Consider the following 10555-nt stretch of genomic DNA (forward strand, 5'->3'; position numbering starts at 1 on the left):
TGCGCGGCGGGCCCCTCCCTCTCCCCTCCGGGAGAGGGTTAAAACTCCACCGGGCAGTCCGCCGGCACGGGCACGAACGTCCCGTCGGCCCGGCGCTTGTCGAAATGGTTCGTGGCGCAGCCGACCGAGCACAGAATCCCCTGGTCCGACCAGTAGGACGGCCCGTGGCTGGGGTCATCGCCGTGACAGGCGAAGCCCGGCCGGCCCCAGGCCAGGCCGCATTCCACGCAGGACGGCGTCCGCGCCAGCATCAGTCCTGCGCCTCGGGCGCGGGCTGGATGGTGACGCTCTCGCCGCAGCCGCAGGCGTCGGTCTCATTGGGGTTGTTGAACACGAACTTCGACGACAGCTTGGTGGTCTCGTAGTCGATCGTGGTGCCGATCAGGAACAGCACCGCCTTGGGGTCGATCAGGATGGTGACGCCCTGGTCCTCGACCACCTCGTCGATCGGCCCCTTCTCGACGGCGTATTCGAAGACGTATTCCGACCCCGCGCAGCCGCCGTTCTTCACGCCCACCCGCAGGCCGGCATAGGGCTTGCCCGGCTCTTCGAGCGCCTTGCGGTCCATGATCTCCTTGACCCGCGCGGCGGCGGCCGGGGTCAGGGTGACGACCTTGGGGCGCGGGCGGCGCGGACGGGCGGTGACGGCGGCTTCCATGGGCTTCAAACCAATCAGAACATGTTCAGTTGCAGCTTGGCCTCGTCGCTCATCCGCGAGGGATCCCACGGCGGCTCGAAGACCAGGTCGACATGGCACGACCGGATGCCTTCCAGCTCCATGACCGCGTCGCGCACCCAGCCGGGCATCTCGCCGGCCACCGGGCAGCCCGGGGCGGTCAGGGTCATGTCGATGGCCACGTCCTTCTCGTCGGACACGTCCACCTTGTAGATCAAGCCGAGTTCGTAGATGTCGACCGGGATTTCCGGGTCGAACACCGTCTTCAGCTTCTCGACCAGTTGGTCGGTCAGGCGATCCAGCTCGGCTTGCGGCAGGGCGGAAACGGTGACGGGGGCGGTCTGATCGGTCATGGGGCTCAACTGAAGAAACTGCGGGCCTTGGCCAGCGCGCTCACGAACGCGTCGGCCTCGGCCTCGGTGTTATATAGGGCGAAAGAAGCGCGGGCGCTCGCGGTGAGGCCGAACCTTTTCATCAGCGGCTCGGCGCAATGGGTGCCGGCCCGCACGGCGACGCCGTAGCGGTCGAGCACCTGGGCCACGTCGTGGGGATGGGCGCCCTCGACCACGAAGGTCAGCACCGCCCCCTTGCCCGGCGCCGTGCCGAGGATGCGCACGCCGTTGACGCCGGCCAGTTGGTCGACCACCCGCTGGTAGAGCGCATGCTCATGGGCCAGGGCGGCGTCGCGGTCCAGGGTTCCCAGCCAGTCGATCGCCGCGCCCAGGCCGACGGCCTCGAGGATGGCCGGGGTGCCGGCCTCAAAGCGGTGCGGCGGCTCGGCATAGGTGACGCCTTCCAGGGTCACGTGGCCGATCATCTCGCCGCCGCCCTGGTAGGGCGGCAGGGCGGCCAGGCGCTCGGCCTTGCCGTAGAGCACGCCGATGCCGGTCGGGCCGTACAGCTTGTGGCCGGAGAACACGTAGAAATCGACGTCCAGCGCCTTCACGTCGACCTTGGAATGGACGATGGCCTGGCAGCCGTCGAGCAGCACCGGCGCCCCGGCCGCGTGGGCCAGGCGGACGATCTCGGCGGCGTCGTTGATGGTGCCCAGCACGTTCGACATGTGGCTGATGGCCACCATCTTCGTGCGCGCGTTCAGCAGGCCCTTGAAGGCCTCCATGTCGAGAAGGCCGTCGTCGGTGACGGGAACGAACCTCAGCACCACGCCGTAGCGTTCGCGCAGGAAGTGCCACGGCACGATGTTGGCGTGATGCTCCATCACCGACAGCACGATCTCGTCGCCGGCCTTCAGCGACCGCCCGAAGGTGTCGGCGACCAGGTTGACGCCCTCGGTGGCGCTCTTGGTCCAGATGATTTCCGACGGCTCGGCGTTGATGAAGCGCGCCACGGTTTCCCGAGCGTCTTCATAGGCCTGCGTCGTTTCGTTGGCCAATGTGTGCAGGCCGCGATGGACATTGGCGTAGCTGGTGCGCGCCAGGCTGGTCATGGCGTCCAGCACCGCGTCCGGCTTCTGGGCGCTGGCGGCGCTGTCCAGATAGACCAGCGGCTTGCCGTTCACCTGGCGGGCCAGGATCGGGAACTGGGCGCGGATGGCCTCGACGTCGAAAGCCACTATTGCGCCCTCCCCAGCCGCTGGGCCACCCAGGCCGCGGCGATGGCGCGCGCGCCGTCGTGCTCGATACGCTCGACCACCTCGCCCAGGAAGGCCTGGGTCAGCATGGCCCGGGCCTCGGCCTCGGGAATGCCGCGCTGGCGGGCGTAGAAGATCGCCTCGTCGTCCAGGGCCCCGATGGTGTTGCCGTGGGCGCAGGCGACGTCGTCGGCGAAGATCAGCAGCTCGGGCTTGGCGTCGACCTCGGCCTTGTCCGACAGGATCAGGGCGTGGTGGCCCATGCGGGCGTCGGTCTGGTCGGCGCCGGGCTGGACGACGATCCGGCCCTGGAACACGCCGCGCGCCTGGTCGGTGACCACGCCCTTGGTCAGCTGGCCGGTGACGCCGTCGACGCCGCCGTGGGTGACGACCGTGGTCTGGTCGGCGTGGCGCTGGTGGTCGAGGACATAGACGCCGTCGAGCCGCACATTGGCGTGGGCGCCGGGATGGTTGACCCGGGTCTCAACCCGCTGGCGGCGGGCGCCCGAGGTCAGCACGGTCTGGACGTAGGTCGCGCCGGGGGCCAGATCGACCTCGGCGGTGACGATGTCGATGGCCTCGGCGTGGTCGTCGACCAGCACGATGCGCTCGACACGGGCGCCCTCGCCCACCGCGATGTCGAGGGTGACGTCCGACATGTAGCCCGCCGCCTGGCCCTCGTGACTTTCCAGCAGGACGAGGGTGGTGTCGGGCTCGACCACGATGGCGTAGGTGGCGGCGTGGCCCGCGCCCTCGGTGGCGGAGACGAAGCGCAGGGCGACGACGTCGCCGGCGCCGCTGGCGGCGGCGTGACGCTGGCGGCCGTTGACGAACAGGATGGTGTCGGCGGCCAGGGCGTCGAACGGTCCCGGCGCGATCTCGCCGTCAAAGGCCGGCGAGGCCGGCGGCGCGGTGCGGATCAGGCCGCGCAGGTCGGTCCAGCGCCAGTCCTCGTCGCGCCGCGACGGCAGCTGGGTCAGGTCGCCGGTCTTCAGGGCCAGGGCGAGCGTCATGCGGCCGCCACCGTGTACTTGTCGTAGCCCTCGGCCTCGAGCTGGTGGGCCAGCTCCGGGCCGCCCGAGGCGACGATGCGGCCGGCGGCCAGCACGTGGACGCGGTCGGGTTTGATGTAGTCGAGCAGGCGCTGGTAGTGGGTGATGACCAGCATGCCGCGATCGGGGGCCCGCAGGGCGTTGACGCCTTCCGAGACGATCTTCAGGGCGTCGATGTCCAGGCCCGAATCCGTCTCGTCGAGGATCAGGAACTTGGGCGAAAGCATCGCCATTTGAAGGATTTCCATCCGTTTCTTCTCGCCGCCCGAGAAGCCGACATTGAGGCCACGCTTGAGCATCTCGAAGTCGATCTTCAGGGCCGCGGCCTTCTCCTTGGCCAGCTTCAGGAAGGCCGGGGCGGCGATCTCGTCCTCGCCGCGCGCCCGGCGCTGGGCGTTGAGGGCGGTGCGGATGAAGGTCAGGGCCGGAACCCCCGGAATTTCCAGCGGATACTGGAACGACAGGAACACGCCCTTGGCGGCCCGCTCGTTGGGCTCCAGGGCCAGCAGGTCCTCGCCGTTCAGGCTCGCCGAGCCCTCGGTGACCTCGTAGCCGCCACGCCCCGTGAGCACATAGGACAGCGTCGACTTGCCCGCCCCGTTCGGCCCCATGATGGCGTGCACCTGGCCAGCCGGCACGTCGAGCGTCACGCCCTTGAGGATGGGTTTGTCGCCGACGGTGGCGTGGAGGTTTTGGATGGAGAGCATCAGCGCGGGTACTTTTCTTCGTTCGTCATGTGCAGGCGGAGGTAGCGTTGGTCTTCGTAGCCGAGGACCACGGCGACCGGATCCCAGTCGAGTTCGAGCTGCGCCACGCTGTCGGCGCGCTCGCTGAAAAACAAGATCGTGCCTGTGGTCCCAGCGGGCACGATGTAAGGCGATGTGGGGTCATTCTCGGGCGCGATGTCGCGCAGCAGGACGACATCATCATAGGCCCGCACGGGTTTGCCGTCGGCGCCCAGGAATGCGCCATCCTGGGTCCAACTGCCTGCTTCCTTGTCGAGATCGAAGACGCCGTCCTTGATCACGCCGTCGCGCCGCTCAACCGCGTCGCGATCGCCAGCCAGGCGCCCGTCCGCGCGGCTCAGCCGCTCCAGCAACTCGATCCGATTGCCGAACGGGTCTTCGACATAGACGCGGTCGTAGCCTTCGAGCGGCTCATCGTCCTTCAACGCGTAGCCGCCCTCGGCCAGCCGCGCCTTCAGCGCCGGCAGATCGGAAACCAGCAGCCCCGGATGCGCCTTGCGGGCCGGGCGGAAGTCGGCCTCGACGCCCAGGTGAATCTTCAACATCTCGCTCTCGAACCAGCAACCGCCCCGCTTGGCCAAGTGCGGCGGCTTCGGCGTTTCGGGCAGGCCGAGCACGTCGCCATAGAAGCCGCGCGCGGCGGCTTCACCGCCGGCCGGCATGGCCAACTGGACATGGTCGAGCGCCAGCAGCATCAGCCGACGCTGCCTTCCAGCGAGATCGCCACCAGCTTCTGGGCCTCCACCGCGAATTCCATCGGCAGCTGCTGCAACACGTCCTTGACGAAACCGTTGACCAGCAGGGCCACGGCCTCCTCCTGCGAAAGCCCGCGCTGCATCACATAGAACAGCTGGTCGTCCGACAGCCGGGTGGTGGTGGCCTCGTGCTCGAACACCGACTGGCCGTTGCGGGCCTCGATATAGGGCACGGTGTGGGCGGCGCAGGTCTTGCCGATCAGCAGGCTGTCGCACTGGGTGAAGTTGCGCGCGCCCTTGGCTTTCGGGTGGGCGCTGACCAGGCCGCGATAGGTGCTGGTCGACTGGCCGGCGCTGATGCCCTTGGCGACGATCCGCGAGCGGGTGTTGGCGCCCAGGTGGATCATCTTGGTGCCGGTGTCGGCCTGCTGGTGGCCGTTGGTCACGGCGATCGAGTAGAACTCGCCCGAGCTGCCCTCGCCGCGCAGCACGCACGACGGGTACTTCCAGGTGATCGCCGAGCCGGTCTCGACCTGGGTCCACGACACCTTGCTGCGGTCGCCGCGGCAGTCGGCGCGCTTGGTGACGAAGTTGTAGATGCCGCCCTTCCCCGTTTCCGGGTCACCCGGATACCAGTTCTGGACGGTGGAATATTTGATCTCGGCGTCCTCGAGCAGCACCAGCTCGACGACAGCAGCATGAAGCTGGTTCTCGTCGCGCATCGGGGCTGTGCAGCCCTCGAGATAGGAGCAGTAGGCGCCCTTGTCGGCGATGATAAGAGTCCGCTCGAACTGCCCGGAATCCTTGGCGTTGATGCGGAAATAGGTCGACAGCTCCATCGGGCAGCGCACGCCCGGCGGGATGTAGACGAACGACCCATCCGAGAAGACCGCGCTGTTGAGGCAGGCGAAATAGTTGTCCGACGTGGGCACGACCGAGCCGAGGTACTGCTTGACCAGCTCCGGATGCTCGCGGATCGCCTCGCTCATCGAGCAGAAGATCACCCCGACCGCCGCCAGCTCCTTCTTGAAGGTGGTGACGACGCTGACGCTGTCGAACACCGCGTCCACCGCGTAGCGCGGCGCGCCCACCACCCCGGCCAGGACTTCCTGTTCCTTCAGCGGGATGCCCAGCTTGGCGTAGACGGCCAGGATCTCGGGATCGACCTCGTCGAGGCTGGCGATCCCGGCCTTCTCCTTGGGCGCGGCGTAATAGTAGCTGTCCTGGTAGTCGATCGGCGGATGGGTGACGTTGGCCCAGGTCGGTTCTTCCAGCTCCAGCCAGCGGCGATAGGCCTCCAGCCGCCAGTCGAGCATCCACTGCGGCTCTTCCTTCTTGGCCGAGATGAAGCGCACGATGTCCTCGGAGAGGCCCTTGGGGGCGAACTCCTGGTCGATGTCCGACGTAAAGCCGTGCTCGTACTTCTCGAGCGCCGCGACGGTATCAATGGTCTGTTTGACCGCGGCCATTACGCCACCTCCCGGCGACGGGCGCCGATACGCGAATAGGCGGCGAGCCAGGCGTCGCCGCAGGAAATCCAGTCTTGCGCCGTGCTCGCCCAGCCGCCGCTGACCCGCAGGGCGAAGGGGGCGAGGTCGGACCGGCCCATGGCTTCCACCACGCGGCTGGCCTTGACCTTGCCCGAAGAGCAGGCGCTGCCGGCGCTGACCATCACGCCCGCCAGGTCCAGGTTCATCACCTGGATCTGCGAGCCGAAGCCTTCGGCCGCCAGACAGAGGGTTTGAGGCAGGCGGTCCGCGCCCTCCCCGAGCGTCACGCCGCCAGCCGCCTTGATCCGTTCGGCCAAGGCGTCGCGCCATATCGCTTGATTGGCCATCCGGGGCAAGTCGGAGGCGGCCGTTTGCGCCGCCGCGCCGAACCCGGCGATGCCCGCGACGTTCTCGGTGCCGGCCCGGCGGCCGCGCTCCTGGCCGCCGCCGTGCTGCTGGCGCACCAGCGTGGCGCGCGTGCCGGCCACCAGGGCGCCGACGCCCTGCGGCCCGCCCAGCTTGTGGGCCGACAGCGCCATGGTGTCGGCGCCCAGGGCGGTGAAGTCGATGGCGATCTTGCCGGCCGCCTGGACGGCGTCGACATGCAGCCAGCCCTCGGCGTCGCGCACCAGGGCGGAAGCTTCCGCGACGGGCTGGACGACGCCGGTCTCGTTATTGGCCAGCATCAGGCAGACCAGGGCCCGGCCCGGCTTGCACAGCGCCTCGCGCAGCCAGTCCAGGTCGGCCACGCCCTCGGCGTCGATCGGCAGGACCTCGACCGGCAGGCCGGAGGCGGCGGCGGTCGCGGTGACGGCGTCGTGCTCGCCGGCGCTGACGATGATGCGGTTGAAACCGGCGAAGGCGGCGCTCTGGATGGCCAGGGCGTTGGCCTCGGTGCCGCCGCTGACGAAGGTCACCGAGCCAGCCACCACCCCGACCAGGGCCGCGACCTGGGCGCGGGCGGTCTCGACCAGGTCGCGCGCGGCCCGGCCGCTGGCGTGCACCGACGAGGGGTTACCGCCCAGGTCGAAGGCGCGCAGCATCGCTTCCCGCGCCTCGGGGCGGAGCGGCGCGCTGGCGTTGTAGTCGAGATAGATCGTGGGCTTGCTCACGCCGCCGCCTTCTCCCGTGTCGCGCGGGCCTTGCCCGAGAGCTTGCCCTCCAGGACGTCGGCGACCGAGACGCTGGCCAGATAGCCGTGGATCTGGCGGCCCATCTCTTCCCACAGGTCATGGGTCAGGCACTGGGCGCCCCCGGCCATGCAGCCCTTGGGCGCGCCCTTGCCGACCCCGCCCTTCGACAGGCCGCAGCGGGTGGCGCGCAGGGGTTCGTCCACGGCCAGGACGATGTCGGCGATGGCGGTGTCGCGGGCCTCGCGCGCCAGGCGGTAGCCGCCGCCCGGACCGCGGGCGCTGACCACCAGGCCCTTGCGGCGCAGGCGGGCGAAGAGCTGTTCGAGGTAGGACAACGAGATCTGCTGGCGGGCGGCGATCTCGGCCAGGGCCACGGCGCGGCCCTCGGCCTCGCCCTGGCGACGCGCGAGGTCGGTCATGGCCATGACCGCATAGCGTCCCTTGGTGCTCAGGCGCATGCGCCTTACCTCCTTGCAGATTCCGCGCGCATAGGCTTAGGCGTGTGTTACAAGCCGCGACTTCGCGCCGGGCCTGGTTGGTCACGACGCGCGTTGCGGATTTAGGAAGACCAAGCGCAGTGGTCAAGTATTCCTTCGCCTTTAACGGCTGAGGGAAGCGACCCCGTCGCCCCTTTTTGGATAGGGACCTTGTATGCCTGACGTGATTTTGACCGGAGCCTCCGGCCGTATCGAGGGCCGCTATTCGCCGGGCAAGACCGACAATGCGCCGATCGCCCTGATCCTGCACCCGCACCCCAAGGCGGGCGGGCACATGAACCATCCGGTGTCGGTGCAGCTCTACCACCTGTTCATGAAGCGCGGTTTCGCGACCCTGCGCTTCAACTTCCGCGGCGTGGGCCGCAGCCAGGGCGAGTTCGACGCCGGCATCGGCGAGCTGGCCGACGCGGCCACGGCCCTGGACTGGCTGCAGTCCAACAACCCGGCCGCCGCCCAGACCTGGGTCGCCGGCTACAGCTTCGGCGCCTATATCGGCATGCAGCTGCTGATGCGCCGCCCCGAGACCGACGGCTTCATCTCGGTGTCGCCGCCGACCAACATGTACGATTTCAGCTTCCTGGCCCCCTGCCCGGCCTCGGGCCTGATCCTGACGGGCGCGGCCGACACTGTCGTGCCGCCGGTCGAGGTCGAGCGCGTGGTCTCCAAGCTGCGCACCCAGAAGGGCATCGTCATCGACTACGAGGTGGTCGACAAGGCCACCCACTTCTGGGCCGAGCACCTGCCCAGCGTCGAGCGCAGCGTCGGCGACTATCTCGACAAGCGCCTGGCGATGACCCCGATTCCGTAGGGTCGGGCCGTGAGTTATCGCAGGTTACCGGTACCATAAGACTTGCGATCCTGGACAACTCACCGTCATCCTGCGCCGAACGACGTTTGGGGAAGATGACGGTGAGCCAGACCATACGCCCGTTCCTGATGTTCCAGGATGGCCGGGCCGAAGCGGCGATGACCTTCTACGTCTCGCTGTTTCCCGATAGCGAGGTCCTCGACATCGACCGCCACGGCCCCGGCGGTCCGGGCCCCGAAGGCTCGGTGACGCGCGCCCGCTTCAGGATCGGCGGTCAGGAGATCTTCTGCTCCGACAGCTTCGTGAAGCACGCCTTCGACTTCACCCCCTCGACCTCGCTGTTCGTTGACTGCGCGTCGGAAGACGAAATCGCGCGCCTGGTCGCCGCCCTGGGCGACGGCGGCGGCGAACTGATGCCGCTGGGCGACTACGGCTTCAGCCGGCGCTTCGCCTGGGTCAACGACCGCTACGGCGTCTCCTGGCAGCTCAACCTGGCCTGACAACGATCGTCGCACGTCCTATATATTCACCATCTGAGGAATTATTGGGATGCCGGGCATGCACTACGACATCGTCATCGTCGGCGGCGGGGCCGGCGGGCTGGAACTGGCGGCGCGGCTGGGGCGAAAGCTCGGGCGCCGGTCCGGCAAGGAACGGGTGCTGCTGATCGACCGGTCCAGTTTCCATATCTGGAAGCCCAGCCTGCACGAGGTCGCCGCGGGGACGCTCGACGTTCACCAGGAGGGCCTGTCCTATTCGATCCTGGGCCGGAGCAACCACTTCAGCTTCCTGCTTGGCGACCTCGACAGCTTTGACCCAGTCGCCAAGCGCCTCACCCTCAAGCCCATAGTCGGCGAAGGCGGCAAGGTGCTGGTCGACGAGCGCGGCGTCACCTTCACCTGGGGCGTGCTGGCGATCGGCAGCGGCTCCAACCTGTTCGGCACTCCCGGCGCCGAGCAGGCCCACCTGCTGGAGCGCACCGAGGACGCCGAGGCCTTCCACACCCGGCTGCTGGCCGCCTTCATGAAGGCCTCGTTCTCGCCCGAGAAGACCATGAGCGTGGCCATCGTCGGCGGCGGGGCCACCGGGGTCGAATTGTCGGCCGAACTGATCGAGGCGCATCGCGAACTGCTGGACAGCATCGGCGGCGAGCAGCGTTTCCGCCTGGACATCGCCATCGTCGAGGCCGCCCCGCGCATCCTCGGCGGCCTGCCCGAGAAGATCTCCGACCAGGCCACCGTCGCCCTGGAGCGCAAGGGCGTGCGGGTCCACACCGGGGCCAAGGTGGTGGCCGTCCATGCCGACCGGCTGGAGACCAGTCTCGGCGAGGTGCCGGCCGACCTGATCGTCTGGGCCGCCGGGGTCAAGGCCGCGGCGACCAACGCCGACTATGGCCTGGAAACCAACCGGACCAACCAGTTCGTGGTCAACGACCGGCTGGAGACCTCGGCCCCGGACGTCTGGGCCCTGGGCGACTGCGCCGGCGCGCCCTGGAAAGACGGCCAGCTGATCCCGGCCCGCGCCCAGGCCGCCCACCAGCAGGCCAGCTACCTGGCCAAGACGCTGATCGCCCGGCTGGGCCAGCGGCGGGTCGAGACGCCCTTCGTCTATCGCGACTTCGGCTCGCTGGTGTCGCTGGGCGAGAACAAGGGCGTCGGGGCCCTGATGGGCGGCCTGGGCGGCCCCAACTTCTTCGTCGAGGGCCTGATCGCCAAGTGGGCCTACACCTCGCTGCACCTGGACCATCACCGGGCGATCCTGGGCACGCCCAAGACGGTGGTTCTGGCCCTGGCCAGACTGCTGCAGCAGCGGGTGGCGGGACGATTGAAGCTGCACTAGTCGGCGGCGCGGTCCTAACCCCTCTCCC

The 10555-nt window shown here is 68.7% G+C and carries 13 protein-coding genes; 3 read left to right on the top strand and 10 right to left on the bottom strand.

All coding sequences use genetic code 11. The annotated features are described in order from the left end of the window. Window positions 1-38 precede the first annotated feature (38 nt). Genes PMI01_RS12330 through PMI01_RS12375 form a run of 10 tightly spaced genes read right to left on the bottom strand, consistent with a single transcriptional unit; the run spans window position 39 to window position 7841 of the window. Window positions 39-251, bottom strand: a complete 213-nt coding sequence (locus tag PMI01_RS12330) for a hypothetical protein (RefSeq protein WP_007668771.1) — start codon at window positions 249-251, stop codon at window positions 39-41. Then, entirely contained in the window at window positions 251-658 is a 408-nt protein-coding gene (locus PMI01_RS12335; protein ID WP_007668775.1) for a HesB/IscA family protein, read from the bottom strand. Before PMI01_RS12335 ends, PMI01_RS12330 begins: the two co-directional genes overlap by 1 nt. A 14-nt stretch (window positions 659-672) precedes the next feature. Beyond that, on the bottom strand, window positions 673-1029 hold the full coding sequence (locus PMI01_RS12340) for an SUF system Fe-S cluster assembly protein (protein ID WP_007668778.1): 357 nt from the start codon (window positions 1027-1029) through the stop codon (window positions 673-675). Window positions 1030-1034: 5 nt separating this feature from the next. Continuing rightward, a complete protein-coding gene (locus PMI01_RS12345) occupies window positions 1035-2252 on the bottom strand; it encodes an aminotransferase class V-fold PLP-dependent enzyme (protein ID WP_035036009.1) in 1218 nt (405 codons plus the stop codon). Beyond that, window positions 2249-3280 carry a Fe-S cluster assembly protein SufD gene (gene sufD / locus PMI01_RS12350; RefSeq protein WP_007668783.1) on the bottom strand — a complete coding sequence of 344 codons (1032 nt, stop codon included), beginning with the start codon at window positions 3278-3280 and terminating at the stop codon, window positions 2249-2251. The genes PMI01_RS12345 and sufD overlap by 4 nt, the downstream gene beginning before the upstream one ends. Then, window positions 3277-4026, bottom strand: coding sequence for a Fe-S cluster assembly ATPase SufC (sufC, locus tag PMI01_RS12355; RefSeq protein ID WP_007668786.1), 750 nt, complete (start codon window positions 4024-4026; stop codon window positions 3277-3279). Before sufC ends, sufD begins: the two co-directional genes overlap by 4 nt. Then, complete coding sequence (locus tag PMI01_RS27880) at window positions 4026-4760, bottom strand: VOC family protein (RefSeq protein ID WP_007668787.1); 735 nt, start codon at window positions 4758-4760, stop codon at window positions 4026-4028. The genes sufC and PMI01_RS27880 overlap by 1 nt, the downstream gene beginning before the upstream one ends. Continuing rightward, window positions 4760-6229, bottom strand: coding sequence for a Fe-S cluster assembly protein SufB (gene sufB, locus PMI01_RS12365; RefSeq protein WP_007668789.1), 1470 nt, complete (start codon window positions 6227-6229; stop codon window positions 4760-4762). Before sufB ends, PMI01_RS27880 begins: the two co-directional genes overlap by 1 nt. Further along, window positions 6229-7362, bottom strand: coding sequence for a cysteine desulfurase family protein (locus tag PMI01_RS12370; RefSeq protein WP_007668796.1), 1134 nt, complete (start codon window positions 7360-7362; stop codon window positions 6229-6231). Before PMI01_RS12370 ends, sufB begins: the two co-directional genes overlap by 1 nt. Beyond that, a complete protein-coding gene (locus PMI01_RS12375) occupies window positions 7359-7841 on the bottom strand; it encodes an Rrf2 family transcriptional regulator (RefSeq protein ID WP_007668800.1) in 483 nt (160 codons plus the stop codon). The genes PMI01_RS12370 and PMI01_RS12375 overlap by 4 nt, the downstream gene beginning before the upstream one ends. Before the next feature lie 193 nt (window positions 7842-8034). Between PMI01_RS12375 and PMI01_RS12380 the strand changes: the two genes are divergently transcribed. From PMI01_RS12380 to PMI01_RS12390, 3 genes are all read left to right on the top strand, one after another. Continuing rightward, window positions 8035-8688: an alpha/beta hydrolase gene (locus PMI01_RS12380; protein WP_007668804.1), complete on the top strand. Its 654-nt coding sequence runs from the start codon at window positions 8035-8037 to the stop codon at window positions 8686-8688. 95 nt (window positions 8689-8783) lie between these two features. Next, a complete protein-coding gene (locus tag PMI01_RS12385) occupies window positions 8784-9188 on the top strand; it encodes a VOC family protein (protein WP_007668806.1) in 405 nt (134 codons plus the stop codon). Between the two features lie 58 nt (window positions 9189-9246). Beyond that, entirely contained in the window at window positions 9247-10527 is a 1281-nt protein-coding gene (locus PMI01_RS12390; protein WP_035036015.1) for an NAD(P)/FAD-dependent oxidoreductase, read from the top strand. The last annotated feature ends 28 nt before the right edge of the window (window positions 10528-10555 follow it).

Source organism: Caulobacter sp. AP07 (assembly GCF_000281955.1).
Taxonomy (GTDB): domain Bacteria; phylum Pseudomonadota; class Alphaproteobacteria; order Caulobacterales; family Caulobacteraceae; genus Caulobacter.

Excerpts from the sequence above, each read along its gene's own strand:
- PMI01_RS27880 (WP_007668787.1), bottom strand. The coding sequence starts at position 4,760 with ATGCTGCTGGCGCTCGACCATGTCCAGTTGGCCATGCCGGCCGGCGGT.
- sufB (WP_007668789.1), bottom strand. The coding sequence starts at position 6,229 with ATGGCCGCGGTCAAACAGACCATTGATACCGTCGCGGCGCTCGAGAAG.
- PMI01_RS12330 (WP_007668771.1), bottom strand. The coding sequence starts at position 251 with ATGCTGGCGCGGACGCCGTCCTGCGTGGAATGCGGCCTGGCCTGGGGC.
- PMI01_RS12335 (WP_007668775.1), bottom strand. The coding sequence starts at position 658 with ATGGAAGCCGCCGTCACCGCCCGTCCGCGCCGCCCGCGCCCCAAGGTC.
- PMI01_RS12340 (WP_007668778.1), bottom strand. The coding sequence starts at position 1,029 with ATGACCGATCAGACCGCCCCCGTCACCGTTTCCGCCCTGCCGCAAGCC.
- sufD (WP_007668783.1), bottom strand. The coding sequence starts at position 3,280 with ATGACGCTCGCCCTGGCCCTGAAGACCGGCGACCTGACCCAGCTGCCG.
- PMI01_RS12390 (WP_035036015.1), top strand. The coding sequence starts at position 9,247 with ATGCACTACGACATCGTCATCGTCGGCGGCGGGGCCGGCGGGCTGGAA.
- PMI01_RS12380 (WP_007668804.1), top strand. The coding sequence starts at position 8,035 with ATGCCTGACGTGATTTTGACCGGAGCCTCCGGCCGTATCGAGGGCCGC.
- PMI01_RS12385 (WP_007668806.1), top strand. The coding sequence starts at position 8,784 with ATGACGGTGAGCCAGACCATACGCCCGTTCCTGATGTTCCAGGATGGC.
- sufC (WP_007668786.1), bottom strand. The coding sequence starts at position 4,026 with ATGCTCTCCATCCAAAACCTCCACGCCACCGTCGGCGACAAACCCATC.
- PMI01_RS12375 (WP_007668800.1), bottom strand. The coding sequence starts at position 7,841 with ATGCGCCTGAGCACCAAGGGACGCTATGCGGTCATGGCCATGACCGAC.